This window comes from Hydrogenophaga sp. R2 (genome assembly GCF_049843595.1).
GTDB lineage: Bacteria > Pseudomonadota > Gammaproteobacteria > Burkholderiales > Burkholderiaceae_C > Hydrogenophaga.
In genome coordinates this window covers 397,303-416,168 of record NZ_JBBHZN010000001.1, presented here as the reverse complement: position 1 = coordinate 416,168, position 18,866 = coordinate 397,303, and the positions used below count along the sequence as shown (strand labels likewise).

Below are 18,866 nucleotides of genomic sequence, written 5' to 3'. Positions count from 1 at the left end.
CGCCCGGTGAGCGCGGCTCCGTCCACCGACCGCTTCGATCTGGACATGGACGGGCCGGAGCCGTTCGACGGCCATCCGCGACTGTGGCGGCTGCTGCTGGCGGGTGCCTGCCTGCTGGGTGCCCTGCTGCTGCCGGTGACCGACCGGGTGTGGGCCTGGTGGAACGTGGACACCATGGGCCACATGGCGGTGGCCGCCGGCCTGCTGGGACTGGGGGGGTTTCTGGTGGGCTTCCGGGCGCTGAGCAGCGACCTGTTCCGGCTGCACGCGGCCCGCATCGACCCGCGGGGCGTGTGGCTGCACTGGAGCCATGCGCCCACGCTGCTGGGCCCGGCCCTGAGCGAGGAACGTTTTGTGCCCTGGAGCGAGCTGCGCCGCGTGGAGTGGCGCGAAGGCCACCAGGAGCACGAGTTCCGGCAGCTGCTCGACCTGGAATTTGCCGCGCCGCTGGAGGGCAGCCGCCTGCGCATCTCGCTGCCGGTGAGCGAGGGCCGGCAGGTGGAGCGCTGTCAGCACCTGCTGCGCCAGCTGCCCGAGGGCGCAGTGCTGCCGGACTGGATCAGGAACGGTCCTGCGACAGGGCCTGCGCCTGGGCCGGCGGGGTGGTATCGATCTGCCCGTTCCTGACCGGCAGGGTGTCGCCCGGCTTCCACGAGGTGCGCACCACGCCCTGCTTGCCGTCCAGGGTGAAGGTCACGTCGTAACCCACCAGCTGCTGCGTCTTCTCCTGCACCATGCGGCAGCGGCGTTCGTTGGTGACGACCACATCGTTCTGCTGCATGTTCTTCTGCACCTGGTTGCCGGCATAGCCGCCGCCCACGGCACCGGCCACGGTGGCCAGGGTCTTGCCGCTGCCGTTGCCCACCGCGCTGCCCAGCAGGCCGCCGGCAATGGCGCCCACGGCGGTGCCGGCGATGCGGTTCTGGTCCTGCACCGGGGCCTGGCGGCGCACGGCCACGTCTTCACACACTTCGCGCGGGGTGGAGACGGTCTTGGTCACTTCCTTCACGCCCACCACCTGGGCCACTTCGGGCTGCAGGTAGCGGTAGCCGCCCACGGCGCCGGCACCCAGCACCACCATGGACAGACCGCCCACAACCAGGCCCTTCATCATCGATTGATCCATAACGTACCTCCTGTGTGCCGGCACCGGCCGGCGTCCTGGGGCGCAATCTAGCGGGGGTGCAGCGGGGGCCTGTTACCGCAGGTATCGCCATCGGGCTGGACGCTTACACCTGGCTGCAACTCTTTACCGCCCGGGGGCACCGGTACAGCCGTCGTTCATGCGCGCCGCGGGGGTGACACCTGTCACGCCAGGGGGGTGACAACTGCCACCCTGTGACAGGCCCGGTGCGGGGCCGGATGCCTTGCAGATCAAGCACTTGGCGCTGGCGCGGTGCTGGCACGCGTCTTGAGAACACCAGCGCACCGGCCCGTGTCGAGGCCGGCCAACGGAGACACAACACATGCAACCCAAGACGCCCTCCCAACGGGCCGCCGACTGGCTGTCCGATTTCCAGACCGCGCTCGGCGCCGGCGACATCGCGGCCGCCACCGCCCTGTTCGATGCCGACTGCTACTGGCGCGACCTGGTGGCCTTCACCTGGAACATCCGCACCCAGGAAGGCCAGCAGGCCATCGCCGACATGCTGCGCGAGCGCCTGGCCGACACCGCGCCCGGCGCCTTTGCCCTGGAGGGCGAGGCCACCGAGGCCGACGGCGTGGTGGACGCCTGGTTCACCTTCGAGACGAAGGTAGCGCGCGGACGCGGCCATCTGCGGCTGAAGGCCACGGCCGAGGGCGACAAGGCCTGGACCTTCCTGACCACCATGACCGAGCTCAAGGGCTTCGAGGAGAAGCGCGGGGAGCGCCGCATCAAGGGCGCCGAGCACGGCGTGCACCCGGGCCGCAAGAGCTGGCTGGAACAACGCCAGGACGAAGAGGCCCGCCTGGGCTACGAGGAACAGCCGTATGTGGTGATCATCGGCGGCGGCCAGGGCGGCATCATGCTGGCGGCCCGGCTGCGCAAGCTGGGCGTGCCGGCCATCGTGGTGGAGAAGAACCCGCGTGCCGGCGACAGCTGGCGCAACCGCTACAAGAGCCTGCACCTGCACGACCCGGTCTGGTACGACCACCTGCCCTACCTGCCCTTCCCGGACGACTGGCCGGTGTTCGCGCCCAAGGACAAGGTGGGCGACTGGCTGGAGATGTACACCAAGGTCATGGAGATCAACTACTGGGGCAGCACGGTGGCCAAAAAGGCCACCTTCCATGAAGACACCGGCGAGTGGGAAGTGCTGGTGGAACGCAACGGCGAGCCGGTGACCCTGCGACCGAAGCAGCTGGTGTTTGCACTCGGCGTGTCGGGCTATGCCAACGTGCCGAAGATCGAGGGCGCCGACACGTTCGAGGGCGAGCAGCACCACAGCAGCAAGCACCCGGGGCCCGAGGGCTACATCGGCAAGAAGGTGGTGGTGCTGGGCTCCAACAACTCGGCGCACGACATCTGTGCCGCGCTGGTGGAGCACGGCGTGGACGTGACCATGGTCCAGCGCAGCAGCACGCACATTGCGCCCAGCAACTCGCTCATGGAGCTGGCCCTGGGCGGGCTCTACAGCGAAGAGGCGGTGAAGAACGGCATCGACCACCACAAGGCCGACCTGATCTTTGCCAGCGTGCCCTACAAGATCATGCACACCTTCCACATCCCCGTGTACGAGGAGATGAAGAAGCGCGACGCCGACCTGTACGGCCGCCTGGAGAAGGCCGGCTTCATGCTGGACTTCGGCGACGACGGCTCGGGCCTGTTCATGAAGTACCTGCGCCGCGGCTCGGGCTATTACATCGACGTGGGGGCCAGCGAGCTGGTGGCCAACGGCCAGATCAAGCTGCGCAGCGGCGTGAACTTCCAGAAGATCAAACCGAAGAGCGTGGTGCTCACCGACGGCACCGAGCTGCCGGCCGACGTGATCGTCTATGCCACCGGCTACGGCAGCATGAACCACTGGCTGGCCGACCTGGTGTCGCCCGAGGTGGCCGACCGCGTGGGCAAGGTGTGGGGCCTGGGGTCGAGCACCACCAAGGACCCGGGGCCCTGGGAAGGCGAGCTGCGCAACATGTGGAAGCCCACCAACCAGAAGCAGCTGTGGATCCACGGCGGCAACCTGCACCAGAGCCGGCACTATTCGCAGTTCCTGTCGCTGCAGCTCAAGGCCCGCTACGAGGGCCTGGACACGCCGGTGTACGGGCAGGCGGCGGTGCACCACCTGCGCTGAAGAGCGTTGACCTGGACTTGGGCAGCGCCCGGCCGCCGGCCTCACATCAGGCTGGCGGCGGGCAGCAGGCGCTCCAGCGTCTCGCGCAGGCGCTGGGGCACGATGGGCTTGGCCAGGAAGGCGTCCATGCCGGCCTCGTGGGTGCGCAGGCGGGCCTCGTCGAAGGCATCGGCGGTGAGCGCCACCACCGGCAGGCGCGGGCGGCCCTGCTCGGCCTCCCAGGCGCGGATGCGGCGGGTGGCTTCCAGCCCGTCCATGTTGGGCATCTGCAGGTCCATGAGCACGGCATCCACGGCAGAGCCTGCAAACAGCAGGTTCAGGGCCTGCTGGCCGTCTTCGGCCACGCGCACCTCCAGGCCCATCTTGCCCAGCAGGATCTCGACGAACTTGCGGTTGATGGGGTGGTCGTCCACCACCAGCACGGTGCCCTTGAGCGGCGGGCCGTTGTCCATGCGGGCCGGCGGCAGGGCACCGGGTTCGGTCATGCCGGCCGGCTGGCGCACCACCCGCGCGGGGATGCGCAGCCAGAAGCGCGAGCCCTTGCCCTGCTCGCTCTGCACGCCGGTGCGCCCGCCCAGCAGCTCGGCCAGGCCCTTGACGATGGACAGGCCCAGGCCGGTGCCGCCGAACTGGCGGGTGATGGAGCCGTCCACCTGCGAGAAGGGCTTGAACAGCAGGGCCACCTGCTCCGGCGCGATGCCGATGCCGGTGTCGGTGACGGTGAACTCCAGCACCGCGCGTTCGTCCTCGCACGACACCTCGCGCCCCTCCAGCCGCACCTGGCCGGTCTGGGTGAACTTGATGGCGTTGTTCAGCAGGTTCAGCAGGATCTGGCGCAGCCGGCTGGCATCGGTCACATAGCGGCGGCCGGACGGGCCGTTCCAGGCCGCGGTGAACCGCAGGCCCTTCTGCTCGGCCACCTGGCGGAACAGCTCGGCGGACTCGTGCACCACATCGAAGGGCACGGTGGGGCCGAGGTCGAGCTCGACGTTGCCGGACTCGATCTTGGAGAAGTCCAGGATGTCGTTGAGCAGGCGCAGCAGCGCCTCGCCGGAGCCCAGGATGGTCTGGGCGTACTCCAGCCGTTCGTCTTCGGTCAGGTCGGGCAGCAGCAGCAGCTGGGCCATGCCCAGCACGCCGTTCATGGGGGTGCGCAGTTCGTGGCTCATGGTGGCCAGGAAACGGCTCTTGGCCTGGTTGGCGCCCTCGGCCTGCTGGCGCGCCTGCACCAGCTCGGTGATGTCCACCCGCAGACCCACCACGTAGCCGCTGGGCGTGGGGTGCTCGATGTCGCGCACCCAGCGCTCGCCGATCTGCTGCACCGTGGTGTGGCCGTGGCGGTGTTCGGCCATGCGCCGCTCCAGCCAGCGCTGCAGCTCCTGGGCGGTGCCCTCGGGGTTCTGGTGGCGCCACCAGGCCTGGGCCAGGTCGGCAAAGCTGCGGCCGGGCTGCACGCCACCGGGCAGGCCGGCATAGGACTGGCGGAAACGCTCGTTGGCGTACACCACGCGGTCCTGCGGGTCGTAGATGACGAAGGCCTCCTCGATGGCGTCGATGGCGCTGCGGAAGCGCTCCTCGCTCTGGCTGAGTTCGGCGGTGCGCTCGATCACCCAGGCTTCCAGCCGGGCATTGATGTCGTCATAGGCAGTCAGCGCCTGGCGCAGGGTGCGGGCCAGCAGGCCGATCTCGTCCTGGCGGGTGTCGTCGGACACGGTGCGCGAGCTGCCGTCGGCCACGGCCCGGCAGTCCTCCACCAGGCGGTTGAGCCGCGCGGTGATGCGCCGGGCCATCACGCCCGAGAGGTGCCAGGTCAGGCCGCACAGCAGCACCGCCAGCAGGCCGGCCAGCGCCAGCCGGGTCATGATGGGTCCGTACCACGGGCTCTCCATGCCGTAGAGGCGGATGCCCAGGGCGCCGTTGCTCACCGGGGGCTCCAGCGGCATCTGCACCGTGACCGGGAAGTGGCGGCGCACGTCTTCCGGCAGGGCCAGGGCCTGGCCGGACGCAGGGGCGTGCGGGCCGCTGCCGGCCACGATGCTCTCCAGCGCCTTGTCGCCCAGCATCAGGTCCACGCCCAGGCCCTCGCCCAGGCCGGCGGCACGGCGGTGGAACTGGGCGTCCAGGTCGACCACGCCGACCATGGCGCCGATGGCATCGCGGGTGTAGGGGTACACCACCGGAAACACCATCACCAGGCTGGGCCGCCCGCCCGGGGTGACCACGGTGAGGTGGGGTTTGCGGTCGCGCATGGCAGTGGTCACCGCCGGCTGCCATTCGGCCACGGCCAGCGAGCCGGGCAGCGCACCGGCCATGGGCCGGCCCTGGTAGTCCACCAGCAGCAGGGGCATGGCATCGGGGCTGCGCGAGGAGCCTTCCAGGAAGGGCCTGAGGTAGGCGTCGCGCCCGGCGGAGTCGGTCAGGCTGGTCCAGACCAGGGTGCTCTGGCTCAGGTCGCGCAGGCTGCGCAGGTGAAAGCTGATGTCGCTGGACATGGCGTCGCCCAGCACGCGGGCGGCGCCGTCGTGGGCGCGCTCTTCGTTGGCGGGCACCTCCATCACGGTAATGACCAGCGAGCCGGCCACCAGCGTGGCCACGATGAGGGCCGACATGGCGAACGCGATGCGCTGGATGCGGCGGGCCAGCGGCGGCGGGGTGTTGAGCAGGGGCATCACGGGCGGCGGTGCACCGACGGTGTCATGGGGATGAGTTCGTCGTTGGCGGTGTAGCGCGCAAAGAAGATGCGCTCAGGCCCCAGGGCGTCGTGCCGGGCGGGCGTGAACGGGCGGGCATAGCGCTGCACCAGGCCGTCGTACGGCCCCAGCTGCTCCAGCGCGGCCCGCACCGCGCGGCGGTCGGAGCTGCCGGCCTTGTCGATGGCGCGCGCCAGCAGGTGCATCAGGTCGTAGGCATGGGCCACCCCCACCGGGCTGGGCACCTGCTCGGGCGTGGCGTAGCCCCAGCCCCGCTGCAGGGCGGCCAGCACCCGTTGGGCCTTGGGCGACTGCGCGCCCACGAAGCTGTACGACTGCACCACCGCCAGATCGATGGCGTCCAGCGCCGGGCCGGCCATGCGGGCAAATTCCCCGCCGGTGATGCCCCAGTGGCTGATGACCGGCAGGCGCTGGTCCTTGGGCAGGCCGGCCATCTCGCGGACCAGCAGCGAGCCTTCGGTCTCGTTGGCCACCAGCACGATGACCTGGGCACCGGCCTCCCGCAGGGCCTGGTAGCTGGCCAGCAACGAGGCATCGCCCCAGTTGTACCAGCGGTGGGCCACCAGCTTCATGTCGGGTGTGGCACCCACGGCCGCTTCCAGGGCGGCCTTGTTGCTGCGGCCCCAGGCGGTGTTGGGCACCAGCAGCCCCAGCCGTGCGGCCCGGTGGTGTTCACGGGCAAAACGCACGAAGGCCGGACCGACCCAGGCGTCCTTGATGGACAGGCGGAAGGTGTAGCTGGGCTGGTGCGGGTGGTCGGTGATGCCGTCGGCCGAACCCCAGGGGTCCAGCAGGGGCAGCCCGAGTTCGTGCACCAGCGGCAGGGCCTCGATGTAGATGGGGCTGAACTTGCCGCCGAAGACGGCCACCAGATCGGGCTGGGCGGCCAGCTTGCGCAGGTTGTCCAGGCCCACCGCGGTGACGGAGCGGTTGTCCGACGTCACCAGCGAGAGCTTGCGCCCGCCCAGCACGCCGCCGGCCTGGTTGATCTCGGCCATGGCGATCTCGATGCCCTGCTGGATGGCCTGGGCCGAGGTGCTGGTGCGGTGTCCGAACTCGGCGTCCAGGCCCACGTACACCGGCGCGGGCTGCGCCTGCAGCACACCCATGGCACTGGCCCAGAAGAACAGCAATCCAACCAGCCATCGACGCATTGCGGCAAGCCTCAGGAAAGAAGACCCCCCTATTCTGGCGGCGTGCACCGTGCCTGAACCGTGGAAAAGCACCGCAGATTGACACGCATCAAACCCACGGCTGCGATGATCCAGGCATGACCGCCCGCCCCAGCCCTCCTGCCCACCACCCCGCCGGCGCCACCCTGGTGCTGGTGAGCGGCCTGGTGGCCGCGCTGCACATCGGCAAGATGCCGCCCTCCTTGCCGGTGCTCGCCGAGGGCCTGGGCGTGACGCTGCTGCAGGCCGGCTTCCTGCTGTCGGTGGTGCAGCTGGCCGGCATGCTGGGCGGTCTGCTGGTGGGCCTGCTGGCCGATGGCGCCGGCCTGCGCCGCAGCGTGGTCACCGGGCAGGCCGTGCTGGCGCTGGCCAGCCTGGGCGGGCTGCTGGCGCAGGGACCCACCGCGCTGCTGGCGCTGCGGGCGCTGGAAGGCCTGGGTTTCCTGCTGGCCTGCCTGCCGGCGCCCAGCCTGATCCGCCGGCTGGTGGCGCCCGAGCGGCTGTCGCTGCACCTGGGCCTGTGGGGCACCTACATGCCCACCGGCACCGCCGTGGCCCTGCTGCTGGCGCCGCCGGTGCTGCACCTGGCGGGCTGGCGGGGGCTGTGGAGCCTGCTGGCCCTGGCCTCGGCCGCCATGGCGGTGTGGCTGTGGCGGGCATTACCGGCCGACCCGGCCCGCACCGCCGAAGCCGGCACCGGCGGCCTGCGGGCCTGGGCCGCCCCCTTGCGCGCCACGCTGGCAGCCGGCGGTCCGTGGGCGGTGGCACTGGCCTTTGCCATGTACTCCAGCCAGTGGATGGCGGTCATCGGCTTCCTGCCCACGGTGTATGCGCAGGCCGGCATTGCCGGCACGGCGGCGGGCGCGCTCACCGCGCTGGCTTCGCTGGTGAACGTGGCGGGCAATGTGAGCGCCGGGCGCCTGCTGCACGCGGGCTGGCCGGCGCAGCGGCTGCTGCTGATCGGTTTTGTGGCCATGGGCAGCCTGGCGGTGCTGGCCTTCGGACAGCTGCCCGACGGCAGCGGCCTGCCGCCGCTGGCGCGCTTTGCGGCGGTGCTGGGTTTTTCGATGGTGGGCGGGCTGGTGCCGGCCACGCTGTTCTCGCTGGCGGTGCGCGTGGCACCGGGCGAGCGGGCGGTGTCGACCACCGTGGGCTGGGTGCAGCAGTGGTCGTCGGCCGGGCAGTTTGCCGGCCCGCCGCTGGTGGCCTGGGTGGCGGCCCAGACCGGCGGCTGGCAGTTCACCTGGGTGGTGACCACCAGCGCGGCGGTGCTGGGTGTGCTGCTGGCGCTGGGGCTGGAACGCCTCAGGGCTTGACCAGGATGCTGTGCGGCACCCGGCCCACCGCCACGGTGCGGATGGCCTTGGCCGATGCGGTGTCCACCAGGGTCATGTCGTCGGACAGGCCGTTGCTCACGTAAAGCGTCTTCCCATCGGGGTGCAGCGTGAGGCCCCAGGCCCGCTTGCCCACCAGCACCTGGCGGCCCGGCTTCTTGCTGGCCACGTCCACCTCGGTCACATGGTTGGCCTTGCCCAGGCCGACCCACATGGTCTTGCCGTCGGGGCTGAGCGTCATGCCCACCGGGGTGATGTCGGCCTCGCGCAGGCCCTGCACCGCGAACTTGATGGTGGACTTGACCGACTGGTCGCGGGTGTTGACCACGCTGACCGAGGCGTCGAGCTCGTTGGTGACCCACAGCTCGTTGCCGCCGTCGGCCAGCACGAAGCGGCGCGGCCGCTTGCCGACCTTGATGTTCTTGACCACCTTGCGGGAGCCGAGGTCGATGTAGTGCACCACGTTGGCCACCTCGGAGGTGACGTAGGCGAACTTGCCGTCGGGCGTGACCAGCACGCCCTCGGGCTCGCCACCGGTCTTCACCGTGAACAGCGGCTTGCGGGTGGCCAGGTCGTAGGCGGCCATGACGTTCTCGTCCTCGATGGACACATACACCGTCTTGCCATCGGGGCTGAGGTCGAAGATCTCGGGGCTGTCGCCCAGCGGCACGGTACCGGTCATCTTGCCGCTGGCCACGTCCACCACGCCGAGCTGGTTGCTGTCGCCGCAGCACACGTAGAGCGTGCTCTTGTCGGCGTTGAACATCATGTGGCGCGGGCGCTTGCAGGTGTCGATGGCCGAGGTGGCCTTGCCCTGGGTGTCGAACACGTAGATCTTGTTGTCCTTCTCGCTGGACACGAAGACCTGGGCGCTGGCGGCGGTGGCCAGCAGGGTCAGGCTGGCCAGGGCGATACGGGTGAGCTGCAGCATGGGGTTTGTCTCCTCGGTGTTGTGGGTGTGCCGGACTGTGACAGACCGGCGTGAGCGGGGCAGCAATTCCGGTGCCAGGGCAGCTGGCTAAACAGGCCATGAACGGCGCCGCGTGACTGTGCCAATCTGGCACAGAGTGTGTTGCTCAGGCCCCGTCGGACTCGAACGCGGCACGCACCATGTCGATGAACACCCGGGTCTTGGGCGGCATGAGCTTGCGGCCCGGAAACACCACCGCCGCCGGCTCGGGCGGCAGGGACCAGTCGGGCAGCACCCGCACCAGCGGGCTGCGCTGGGACTCGGCCCGGGCCAGCAGGTCGGGCACGGCGGCCACGCCGGCGCCCAGCGCGGCCAGGCGGATCATCATCTCCGGCGAGTTGGCCGACACCCGGGCCGGCGGCAGGCCTTCCCAGCGCTCGGTGCCGCGCAGCAGCACCCAGGGCGCGGTGGCACCGCGCGGCCCCAGCAGGCCCACGGCGCTCTGGCCCAGCAGGTCGTCCGGGTGCTGCGGCATGCCGTGGCGGCGCACATGCTCGGGCGAGGCGTACAGCCCGCTGCGCAGCGGCCGCAGGCCGTGGGCGGCCAGCAGCCCGTCGTCCTGCAGCGGGCCGATGCGCACGGCGGCATCGAAGCCCTCGCCCAGCAGGTCCACGCGGCGCGGCGACAGATCGATGTCCAGCGCGATGTCGGGGTAGCGGGCCATGAAGGCGGCCATGGGCGCGGCCAGCAGCAGCGTGGCCAGGTCGCTGGGCATGGACACGCGCAGGCGGCCGCTGGGCACGGCGCTGCGCTGGGCACTGAGTGCGGCCACGGCCTGCACCTCGGCCGCGACCTGGCGGGCATGGTCGAGCAGCAGGTGGCCGAACTCGGTGAGCGTCTGGCGCCGGGTGGTGCGCCACAGCAGGCGTTCGCCCAGGCCCTGCTCCAGCGCGCTCAGGCGCCGCGACACGGTGGACTTGGGCAGACCCAGCCGGTCGGCCGCGCGGCTGAAGCTGCCCAGCTCGGCCACCTGGGCAAAGATGAGCAGGTCGTTGGGATCGGGGGTGAAGCCGGGTGCCGGGCGGTATTGGTCCATGATTGGAACAATCTTATCCGTGCAGAGGTATTTTTTCTATTGAAGGATCAATCTACAGTCCCGTCACCGATCCACTTTGTTCAGGAGTTCCCCATGAATGCCAGCACCCCCTCCACCGCCCACAACGCCTTCCTGCTCGCCGCGCGCGCGCTGATGGCCCTCATGTTCGTGCCGGCGGGCATCAGCAAGATCACCGGCTTCGAAGGCACGGTGGGTTACATCGCCTCGGTCGGCCTGCCCATGGCAGCCGCCGGTGCGGTGGCCGCCATCGTGGTCGAGGTGCTGGGTGGCCTGGCCCTGCTGGCCGGCGCGGGCACCCGCGTGGCCGCCGTGGTGCTGGCGGTGTTCACCCTGGCCGCCAGTGTGTTCTTCCACGCCTTCTGGGCGGTGCCGGCCGATCAGGCTTTCGTGCAGCAGCTGATGTTCTTCAAGAACCTGGCCATCGTCGGCGGTCTGCTGGGCCTGGCGGCCGCCGGTGCCGGTGGCTGGAGCGTGGACGGCCGTCGCTGAAGACGGCGGGGCCGCTCAGGCCCCGGCCAGCGGCAGCTGCAGGACCAGCCGGGGTGCCCCATCGGGTTCCCCGGCCCGCGCCAGCACACCGCCGTGCAGCCGCGCCAGGTGGCGCACGGTGGACAGGCCCAGGTCGTCCGCTTCGGCAGGGCTGACCTGATCGGCCATCAGGGCCACGGTGGCCACGGTCAGCGCCGGTCCGCCCGGCGCGGTGCCCACATCGATCTGCACCTGGCCCTCCACCGCACGGGCCGACACCCGCAGGGGCACGCCGGCGTCGCGGTGGTGGCGATGCACCTGCATCAGCAGGATGCGCAGGGCCAGTTCCAGCAGGGCCGGCTCCACCTGCACCCGCAGGTCGGCCAGCAGGTCGATCTGCACCGATCGTGCCTGCGGCCCCTGGCCCAGTTCTTCTCCCAGCCGGGCCAGCGCACGGCCGATGCGTTCGGCCAGCGGCGTGGCCTCGGTGGCGAGTTCGCGCAGGTCCTGCCCGCCCACCAGCTGCAGGTCTTCCAGCAGCAGCGACAGGCGCCGCCCGCTGCGCCGCACCGCGTCCAGCCCCTGGCGGGCCGGCGCGGCATCCGGCGGCAGGCCGGCGGCCACGGCGGGCACGGCCTGGTTGATGGCGTCCACCGGCTGGCGCAGGTCCTGCGAGACGGCCTGCAGGAACTTCAGCTGCAGGCGGCGCTTGCCCTCCAGGGCCTCCACGGCACGGGCCAGCTCGCGCGCCTGGCGGCGCAGTTCGGTGATGTCGCGGTAACGCTCCACCACGCCGATGACCTGGCCGTCGTCGTCGCGGGCCGGGCCGTAGCGCACCTCCATGTGGCGCAGCCCCAGGCCGGGGTACACATGGTCGATCTCGATCTGCACCTCCTCGCCGGCCATGGCGCGGTGGATGGCTGCCCGCAGGTGCTGGCGGTACAGGGTCGGGCCCACCAGGTCGGGCAGCAGCATGCCCATGATCTCGTCGCGCCGTTCCACCCAGTACAGCTCGAAGGCCGGGTTGACCAGCCGGTAACGGTGGTCGCGGTCCAGGAAGGCGGCCATCTCGCGGCCCTGGTCGAGCACATGGCGGATCACCGCCTCGCTGCGCTGCACCTGGTCGAGCGTCTGCACCGCTTCCTCGCGGCGCAGCGCCTCGTGCTGGATCAGGCTCAGCGTGAGGCCGGCCAGGTGGGTGAGCATGGCCTGCTGGTGCTCGCTCAGGCCGCGCTGCTGGCTGTCGAGCACGCAGACCGCGCCCAGCGCATGGCCCTCGGGCGTGACGATGGGCGCGCCGGCATAGAAGGTCACCTCGCCCGCGCGCACCTTCTCCAGCTGCGCAAAGCGGTTGTCCTGCGTGGCATCGGACACCACCAGCACCCGGTCGTTGTCGAGCACGGTGTGGGTGCAGAAGCTCTGGTCGCGCGGCGTCTCGACGATCTCCATGCCCAGCCGGGCCTTGACCCACTGGCGGTGCTCGTCGATGAGGGTGATGAGCGCCATGGGCGCACCGCAGATGTCGGCGGCCAGCGCGGTGATGTGGTTGAACACCTCCTGCGGGAGGGTGTCCAGGATGCGCATGCGGTGCAGCGTGGCGAGGCGGTCGGTCTCGTTGGCGGGCAGGGGGCAGGAGGCAGCAGGCTGGGTCATCGGAGGGTCGGGAATGTGGCGGGGCGGCCTCTGCGTACACTTCGCCAACCCCGCGCCTGTCATGACCCCACAAGAATACGTCCAGCAAAAGGCCGCTGCATCGGGCAGCAGTTTTTATTACGCTTTTCTCTTTCTGCCACCGGTGCGGCGCGCGGCCATCACGGCCTTCTATGCTTTCTGCCGCGAGGTGGACGATGTGGTCGACGAGGTGACCGACCCCGGCGTGGCCCAGACCAAGCTGGCCTGGTGGCGGCGCGAGGTGGCCCAGGCCTATGCCGGCCAGCCCAGCCACCCGGTGATGCAGGCGCTCATGCCGCTGGCGGCCGGGCACGGCATCGAGGCCCGCCACCTCGATGCGGTGATCGAAGGCTGCCAGATGGACCTGGAGCAGAACCGTTATCTGGACTTCGCCAACCTGCAGCGCTACTGCCACTTGGTGGCCGGCGTGGTGGGCGAGGTGGCCGCCCGCATCTTCGGCCAGACGCAGGACGGCACCACCGCCTACGCCCACCGGCTGGGCCTGGCCTTCCAGCTGACCAACATCATCCGCGACGTGGGCGAGGACGCCACGCGCGGCCGCATCTACCTGCCCATCGAGGAGCTGCAGCGCTTCGATGTGAAGGCCCACGAGCTGCTGCGCCGGGGCCCGGCGCCCGGGACCGACGCCGCCGATTTCGAGCGCCGCTTCCGCGCCCTCATGGCCTTCCAGTGCGAGCGCGCGCTGGCCACCTACGCCGATGCACTGGCCCTGCTGCCGGCCGCCGACCGGCGCGCCCAGAAGCCCGGCCTGATGATGGCCAGCATCTACCGCACCCTGCTGCACGAGATCGCCGAAGACCCGATGCTGGTGCTGCACCAGCGCGTGAGCCTGACGCCGCTGCGCAAGTTCTGGCTGGCCTGGAAGGTCCAGGCACTGGGCCGGCTGTGAACGCAGCCCCGCACACGCCCGCGCCGGGCCACGGCCTGTCGGTGGCGGTGGTGGGTGCCGGCTGGGCCGGCCTGGCCGCAGCGGTGACGGCCGCGCGCCAGGGGGCCCAGGTGACCGTGTTCGAGGCCACCCGCGAGCCCGGTGGCCGCGCCCGCGCCCTCGACGTGGCCGGCCCGGCCGGACCGCTGCGGCTGGACAACGGCCAGCACATCCTGATCGGCGCCTACGCCACCACGCTGGACCTGATGGAACAGGTGGGGCTGGAGCCGCACCGCGAGCTGCTGGCCCTGCCCCTGGGCATGCCGCACGCCGATGGCACCGGCCTGACGACCCCGGCCTGGGCGGCCGGCTGGCCGGCACCGGCCGCGCTGCTGGCCGCCGTGCTGTGCGGCACACGCGGCTGGACCTGGGCCGAGCGCCTGGGCCTGCTGCGCACCTCGCTGCGCTGGCAGCGCCAGGGCTTTGTCTGCGCCGCGCACCTGAGCGTGGCCGACGTGTCGGTCGGCCTGCCGAAGCGGGCCATGGACGAGCTGATCGGGCCGCTGTGCGTGTCGGCCCTGAACGTGCCGCCCGGGCAGGCCAGCGCGGCCGTGTTCCTGCGGGTGCTGCGCGATGCCCTGTTCGGCCCCGGCCATGGCGGCTGGGCCGCCTCGCAGCTGCTGCTGCCGCGCACCGACCTGGGGGCGCTGTGGCCCGATGCGGCACTGCGCTGGCTGGCCACCGAAGCCCCGGTGCCGGCGGTGGTGCACCGTGCGTGCCGCGTGCAGGCGGTTCAGCGGGTGCAACAGGTGCAGCGGCAAGGCGGAGGTTGGTCGCTGGCAGCGGCCACCCCGGACGGCACCCGCAGCGCCGTGTTCGACCGGGTGATCTGGGCCACCCAGCCCACGGTGGCGGCCGCCGCACTCGCCGAGGTGAACCCCGGCTGGGCCACCACCTGCGGGCAGCTGCAGCACACCGCCATCACCACGGTGTACCTGCACGCCGCCGGCCAGCGCCTGCCCTCACCCATGCTGGCGCTGCGCAGCGCTCCGGCGCAGTTCGTGTTCGACCGGGGCTGGCTGCGGCCGGACGATGTGCAGGCCCAGGGCGTGCTGGCCTTCGTCATCAGCGCCAGCCAGGGCGAGCGCGACGCGCTGCAACAGGCGGTGCTGCAGCAGGCCCGCGACGAACTGGGTCTGCCGGTGGGTGTGCTGCAGCCCCTGCAGACGGTGACCGAAAAACGCGCCACCTTTGCCTGCACGCCGGGTGTGCAGCGGCCCGGCCAGGCCGTGGCGCCAGGCCTGTGGGCGGCCGGCGACTACACCGAAGGCCCCTACCCCGCCACGCTGGAGGCGGCGGTGCGCAGCGGTGTGGCCGCTGCACAGGCGGCCCTGGGTCGCTGAATCAGGCCATGCCGCGGGCCTGGGCGAAGCCCGGGCGCGCCACGCAACGGCCCAGCCATTCGGCCGTGACCGGGTGGGCCTGCATCAGCGGGCCCGACATGCGCGCCCAGCCCAGCACGGTGGCCACCAGCAGGTCGGCCACGGTGAAGCGGTCGGCCGCCAGCCAGGCATGGCCGCGGGCCTGGGCGGCGGTGAGTTCGGCTTCGATCACGCGGAAGGGCACGGCCAGGCGGCGCTCGGCGGCGTCGGCTAGTTCGGGCTTGCGCTGATCGGCCGGCATGACCATGCGGTGCATCAGCACGGTCAGGGCGTCGGCCTCGGCCTCGCTGGCGGCCCAGAAGGACCAGCGCAGCGCCTGCGCGTCTTCATACGGCGTGGCCGGGGCGATGCTCACGCCGTCGGCCTTGCCGTGGTGGCGCGCCAGGTACAGCGCACAGGCCATGCTTTCCCACACCACCACGCGGCCCTCGGGGCGCTCGTCCACCACGGCCGGGATGTGGCCGTTGGGGTTGATGGCCAGGTACTCCGGCGTGCGGGTGGCGCCACCGGCATAGGGGGTGGGCACATGCTGGAACGACAGGCCGAGCTCCAGCGCGGTCCAGAGGGGGCGGGATGCGCGCGATGCGCCGATGCCGTAGATGGTGAGGCTCATGGTGAACAGGGGTTGGGTCGGGGGAAAGAAGGATTCAGGCCAGCAGCCGGCACAGGCTGAGCAGGTCGGACACGGTCACATGCGGTGCCGGTGCGTCGGCAGGCCAGGGATGATCATGCCGGTTCACCCAGGCCACCTGCAGGCCGGCGCGCAATCCACCCACGCCATCCAGGTGGATGTCGTCGCCCACATGCAGGATGTGCTGCGGCTCGGCGCCGGCGGCCTGCGCCCCGGCGTGGAAGATGCGCTCGTCGGGCTTGCCCACGCCGAACTCGCGGGCGCTGAGTGCCGCCCGGAAATGCCGGCCCAGGCCCACCCGGTGCACGTCGGCATTGCCGTTGGACAGGGCCACCACCGGGTAGCGCGCGGCCAGCCATTCCAGTGCGGGCAGTGCATCGTCGAACAGCTCGACCCGCTGGCGTTCGGCAAAGAAGACCTCGAAGGCCGGCTCGGCCAGGGCGGGGTTGTCGCCGGCCCGCTCCAGCACCAGGCGGATGGACTCGCGGCGCAGCGCGCTCAGGTCGTGATGCAGGTCGGGGCGGGTGGTCTGGATGTGGTTGCGCACCTCGCGCAGGGCAGCCGGCGAACCCGCCAGTGCCGCAGCGGCCGGGGCGTGTTCGGCCAGCCAGGCCGCCAGCACCCGCTCGGCCCGCTCGATGGTGGGCCAGATGGGCCACAGGGTGTCGTCCAGATCGATGGTGATGCCCCGCACCCGCTCGGGATCGAAGGCGGCCGGGGAGCGGATCTCGGGGGTATTCATGGCTGCGGGAGAATAGCGCATGTCCTTCTCTGCCGAACCCCCGTATTCCCATGGCCAGGCGTCCCGCACGGCGGTCCTGCTGTGCAACCTGGGCACCCCCGACGAACCCACCGCGCCCGCCCTGCGCCGCTACCTCGGCGAGTTCCTGGGCGACCCCCGGGTGGTCGAGATCCCGCGCCTGGTCTGGATGGCCATCCTGCACGGCATCATCCTGCGGGTGCGGCCGGCCAAGTCGGCCGCCAAGTACGCCGGCATCTGGACCACTGAGGGCTCGCCGCTGAAGGTCTGGACCGAGCGCCAGGCCACCGAACTGGGCCAGGCCCTGCAGCAACGCGGCCACCACGTCACCGTGCGCTACGCCATGCGTTACGGCAACCCGTCCATGGCCTCGGTGCTGGACGAACTCAAGGCCGCCGGCGCGACCCGGGTGCTGGTGCTGCCGGCCTACCCGCAGTACAGCGGCACCACCACCGCCAGCGTGATCGACGCCGCCATGCAGTGGGCTGCCCAGGTGCGCAACCTGCCCGAGTTCCGCTTCATCAACCGCTACCACGACCACCCGGGCTACATCGAGGCGCTGGCCCGCAGCATCCGCGCCCACTGGACGGCCCATGGCCGGGGCGACCACCTGATGATGAGCTTTCATGGCGTGCCCGAACGCACCCTGCACCTGGGCGACCCCTACCACTGCGAATGCCACAAGACCGCCCGCCTGGTGGCCCAGGCACTGGACATCCCGCGCGAGCAGGTGACCGTGACCTTCCAGTCCCGCTTCGGCAAGGCCAAGTGGCTGGAGCCCTACACCGAGCCCACCCTCATCAAGATGGCCGGCGAAGGCCTGAAGAAGGTGGACGTGGTCTGCCCCGGCTTCACCAGCGACTGTCTGGAAACGCTGGAGGAGATCAACATGGAAGCGCGCGAGGCCTTCCTGCACGCCGGCGGCGAGCGGTTCAGCTACATCCCCTGCCTGAACGCCGATGCGCCGTGGGTGCAGGCACTGGCCGACCTGACCGAGCAGCACCTGCAGGGCTGGCCCACGCGCAGCCAGGAGCCGGCGGCCGAGCTGCAGGCCGCCCGCGAACGCGCACTGGCCCTGGGCGCCACCAACTGACCAGCCCCCTGACGGCATGAAGCGTCCCGCCGACGAGGCCTCCAGCCCCCGCATCCGCCTGGACAAGTGGCTCTGGGCCGCGCGTTTCTACAAGACCCGCGCCCTGAGCATAGAGGCCATCGAACGCGGCCGGGTGCAGGTGAACGGCCAGCCGGCCAAGCCCTCGCGCGAGGTGCGCTGCGGCGACACCATCGTGCTGCGGGCCGGCTTCGATGACCGCACGGTGCAGGTGCTGGCGCTCAGCGATGTGCGCGGCTCGGCCAGCGTGGCCGCCCTGCTCTACCGCGAGACCGAAGAATCCATCGCCCGGCGCGCCGCTGCCGCCGAACAGCGCCGCCTGGCCCCGGAGCCGGCACTGGCGCAGACCCAGGGCCGCCCCACCAAGCGCGACCGCCGCCAGCTCGGCGACTGGGGTTCGCGCTGGAGCGCCTCGGTCGACAGCTGACCCGGCGCCGGCTCAGCGCCGCCAGCCCAGCCACACCACGGTGCCCACCACCATCAGGCCACCGAGCACCTGCACCGGTGCGATGGCCTGGCCCAGCAGCGCCCAGGCCAGCACCAGCGCAAAGATGGGCTCCACGTTCATGATGGCCGAGTTGCCCACCACGCCCAGGCGCGGCAGCACGGTGAACATGAGCGTGAACGCGCTGCCATACAGCGTGACCAGCGCCGCCAGCCCCCACCAGCCCGGCGCGGCCTGCGGCCAGTGCGGGCCGCCCTGCCCGGCCACGGCGAGCGCCGCCAGCAAGGCCACCATGCCCAGCGTGGCGCCGGTGCGCAGCCGCCCGTCCAGCCCGGCCGTGCCGTGCTGGGTGAGCACCAGCGCCAGCCCGAAGGTGGCCGCCGCCGTGAAGGCAAAGGCCACGCCCGCACCGATGCGCGCCCAGTGACTGGCCGCCGCCACACCCGATGCCGCCCCCGACACGTCCAGCGCCAGGGCCAGGCCCAGCAGCATCACCGGCATGGCCTTGAGCAGCCGGGGCGGCGTGCGCTCGCCGTACACCACCCGGGCCCACAGCGCGGTCCACAGCGGATAGGTGTTGAAGGCCAGCAAGGCCAGTGCCACCGGCATGCGGGCCACCGCCGCATAGATGCACAGGCTCTGCACCGCGATCAGCAGGCCGATGCGGGGCAGCATGCGGCGCTGCCCGGGCGTGACCTGCCACTGCACGCCCTGCAGGCGCAGCAGCACCACCAGCACCAGCGCGGTCACGCCGCTGCGGCACAGCACGGCGGTGGCCACGTCCAGGCCGTGGTCGAACGCCAGCCGGGCGCCCACATGGTTGGCACCCATCATGCAGGCGATGAGCAGCAGGGTGAGGAAGGCGGTGCGGGATATGGCGGTGGTCATGGGCGGTGGTCATGGGCCGTGGCAGGCCGGGCGCGGGGTTGA

General features: G+C 71.3%; 17 protein-coding genes. 8 read left to right on the top strand and 9 right to left on the bottom strand.

Annotation, left to right across the window (positions count from 1 at the left end):
* The first annotated feature begins 6 nt into the window (after positions 1–6).
* Positions 7–627, top strand: coding sequence for a hypothetical protein (locus WD026_RS02030; protein WP_425721991.1), 621 nt, complete (start codon positions 7–9; stop codon positions 625–627).
* On the opposite strand, the gene WD026_RS02025 is transcribed toward WD026_RS02030, so the two are convergent.
* Positions 560–1,126 carry a glycine zipper 2TM domain-containing protein gene (locus WD026_RS02025; RefSeq protein ID WP_425721990.1) on the bottom strand — a complete coding sequence of 189 codons (567 nt, stop codon included), beginning with the start codon at positions 1,124–1,126 and terminating at the stop codon, positions 560–562. The two genes, WD026_RS02030 and WD026_RS02025, sit on opposite strands and share 68 nt — an antisense overlap.
* 340 nt (positions 1,127–1,466) lie before the next feature.
* On the opposite strand from WD026_RS02025, the gene WD026_RS02020 reads away from it, so the two are divergent.
* Entirely contained in the window at positions 1,467–3,275 is a 1,809-nt protein-coding gene (locus WD026_RS02020) for an NAD(P)-binding domain-containing protein (protein WP_425721989.1), read from the top strand.
* A 41-nt stretch (positions 3,276–3,316) separates the two neighbouring features.
* Here WD026_RS02020 and WD026_RS02015 read toward each other — a convergent pair whose 3' ends face one another.
* A complete protein-coding gene (locus WD026_RS02015) occupies positions 3,317–5,944 on the bottom strand; it encodes an ATP-binding protein (RefSeq protein WP_425721988.1) in 2,628 nt (875 codons plus the stop codon).
* Positions 5,944–7,140, bottom strand: coding sequence for an ABC transporter substrate-binding protein (locus WD026_RS02010; RefSeq protein ID WP_425721987.1), 1,197 nt, complete (start codon positions 7,138–7,140; stop codon positions 5,944–5,946). The genes WD026_RS02015 and WD026_RS02010 overlap by 1 nt, the downstream gene beginning before the upstream one ends.
* A 116-nt stretch (positions 7,141–7,256) precedes the next feature.
* Here WD026_RS02010 and WD026_RS02005 point away from each other — a divergent pair, with 116 nt between their 5' ends.
* Complete coding sequence (locus WD026_RS02005) at positions 7,257–8,474, top strand: CynX/NimT family MFS transporter (RefSeq protein WP_425721986.1); 1,218 nt, start codon at positions 7,257–7,259, stop codon at positions 8,472–8,474.
* On the opposite strand, the gene WD026_RS02000 is transcribed toward WD026_RS02005, so the two are convergent.
* Both WD026_RS02000 and WD026_RS01995 read right to left on the bottom strand, forming a co-directional pair.
* Complete coding sequence (locus WD026_RS02000) at positions 8,464–9,423, bottom strand: PQQ-dependent catabolism-associated beta-propeller protein (RefSeq protein ID WP_425721985.1); 960 nt, start codon at positions 9,421–9,423, stop codon at positions 8,464–8,466. The genes WD026_RS02005 and WD026_RS02000 overlap by 11 nt on opposite strands.
* 145 nt (positions 9,424–9,568) lie before the next feature.
* Positions 9,569–10,498 (bottom strand): LysR family transcriptional regulator, encoded by a 930-nt coding sequence (locus WD026_RS01995; protein WP_425721984.1) that lies wholly within the window; start codon positions 10,496–10,498, stop codon positions 9,569–9,571.
* On the opposite strand from WD026_RS01995, the gene WD026_RS01990 reads away from it, so the two are divergent.
* A complete protein-coding gene (locus WD026_RS01990) occupies positions 10,490–11,008 on the top strand; it encodes a DoxX family protein (protein WP_425721983.1) in 519 nt (172 codons plus the stop codon). The two genes, WD026_RS01995 and WD026_RS01990, sit on opposite strands and share 9 nt — an antisense overlap.
* Before the next feature lie 15 nt (positions 11,009–11,023).
* On the opposite strand, the gene WD026_RS01985 is transcribed toward WD026_RS01990, so the two are convergent.
* Complete coding sequence (locus tag WD026_RS01985) at positions 11,024–12,640, bottom strand: PAS domain-containing protein (RefSeq protein ID WP_425721982.1); 1,617 nt, start codon at positions 12,638–12,640, stop codon at positions 11,024–11,026.
* Between the two features lie 61 nt (positions 12,641–12,701).
* Here WD026_RS01985 and hpnD point away from each other — a divergent pair, with 61 nt between their 5' ends.
* A complete protein-coding gene (gene hpnD / locus WD026_RS01980) occupies positions 12,702–13,568 on the top strand; it encodes a presqualene diphosphate synthase HpnD (protein ID WP_425721981.1) in 867 nt (288 codons plus the stop codon).
* Positions 13,565–14,950 carry a hydroxysqualene dehydroxylase HpnE gene (gene hpnE, locus WD026_RS01975; RefSeq protein WP_425721980.1) on the top strand — a complete coding sequence of 462 codons (1,386 nt, stop codon included), beginning with the start codon at positions 13,565–13,567 and terminating at the stop codon, positions 14,948–14,950. Before hpnD ends, hpnE begins: the two co-directional genes overlap by 4 nt.
* 1 nt (position 14,951) lies before the next feature.
* On the opposite strand, the gene WD026_RS01970 is transcribed toward hpnE, so the two are convergent.
* Positions 14,952–15,602 carry a glutathione S-transferase family protein gene (locus WD026_RS01970; RefSeq protein WP_425721979.1) on the bottom strand — a complete coding sequence of 217 codons (651 nt, stop codon included), beginning with the start codon at positions 15,600–15,602 and terminating at the stop codon, positions 14,952–14,954.
* A gap of 34 nt (positions 15,603–15,636) precedes the next feature.
* Positions 15,637–16,362, bottom strand: a complete 726-nt coding sequence (locus WD026_RS01965) for an HAD family hydrolase (RefSeq protein ID WP_425721978.1) — start codon at positions 16,360–16,362, stop codon at positions 15,637–15,639.
* 19 nt (positions 16,363–16,381) lie between these two features.
* Here WD026_RS01965 and hemH point away from each other — a divergent pair, with 19 nt between their 5' ends.
* Positions 16,382–17,473, top strand: a complete 1,092-nt coding sequence (gene hemH / locus WD026_RS01960) for a ferrochelatase (protein WP_425721977.1) — start codon at positions 16,382–16,384, stop codon at positions 17,471–17,473.
* A 16-nt stretch (positions 17,474–17,489) separates the two neighbouring features.
* Positions 17,490–17,918, top strand: coding sequence for an RNA-binding S4 domain-containing protein (locus tag WD026_RS01955; protein WP_425721976.1), 429 nt, complete (start codon positions 17,490–17,492; stop codon positions 17,916–17,918).
* A 12-nt stretch (positions 17,919–17,930) separates the two neighbouring features.
* Here the strand turns inward: WD026_RS01955 and WD026_RS01950 are convergent, their stop codons facing one another.
* Entirely contained in the window at positions 17,931–18,824 is an 894-nt protein-coding gene (locus tag WD026_RS01950) for a DMT family transporter (protein ID WP_425721975.1), read from the bottom strand.
* Positions 18,825–18,866 lie beyond the last annotated feature (42 nt).

Coding starts and splice junctions, on each gene's coding strand:
- WD026_RS02005 (WP_425721986.1), top strand. CDS start 7,257: ATGACCGCCCGCCCCAGCCCTCCTGCCCACCACCCCGCCGGCGCCACC.
- WD026_RS01970 (WP_425721979.1), bottom strand. CDS start 15,602: ATGAGCCTCACCATCTACGGCATCGGCGCATCGCGCGCATCCCGCCCC.
- WD026_RS02025 (WP_425721990.1), bottom strand. CDS start 1,126: ATGGATCAATCGATGATGAAGGGCCTGGTTGTGGGCGGTCTGTCCATG.
- WD026_RS01955 (WP_425721976.1), top strand. CDS start 17,490: ATGAAGCGTCCCGCCGACGAGGCCTCCAGCCCCCGCATCCGCCTGGAC.
- WD026_RS01950 (WP_425721975.1), bottom strand. CDS start 18,824: ATGACCACCGCCATATCCCGCACCGCCTTCCTCACCCTGCTGCTCATC.
- WD026_RS01985 (WP_425721982.1), bottom strand. CDS start 12,640: ATGACCCAGCCTGCTGCCTCCTGCCCCCTGCCCGCCAACGAGACCGAC.
- hpnD (WP_425721981.1), top strand. CDS start 12,702: ATGACCCCACAAGAATACGTCCAGCAAAAGGCCGCTGCATCGGGCAGC.
- WD026_RS02010 (WP_425721987.1), bottom strand. CDS start 7,140: ATGCGTCGATGGCTGGTTGGATTGCTGTTCTTCTGGGCCAGTGCCATG.
- WD026_RS02015 (WP_425721988.1), bottom strand. CDS start 5,944: ATGCCCCTGCTCAACACCCCGCCGCCGCTGGCCCGCCGCATCCAGCGC.
- WD026_RS02020 (WP_425721989.1), top strand. CDS start 1,467: ATGCAACCCAAGACGCCCTCCCAACGGGCCGCCGACTGGCTGTCCGAT.
- WD026_RS02000 (WP_425721985.1), bottom strand. CDS start 9,423: ATGCTGCAGCTCACCCGTATCGCCCTGGCCAGCCTGACCCTGCTGGCC.
- hemH (WP_425721977.1), top strand. CDS start 16,382: ATGTCCTTCTCTGCCGAACCCCCGTATTCCCATGGCCAGGCGTCCCGC.
- WD026_RS01965 (WP_425721978.1), bottom strand. CDS start 16,362: ATGAATACCCCCGAGATCCGCTCCCCGGCCGCCTTCGATCCCGAGCGG.
- WD026_RS01995 (WP_425721984.1), bottom strand. CDS start 10,498: ATGGACCAATACCGCCCGGCACCCGGCTTCACCCCCGATCCCAACGAC.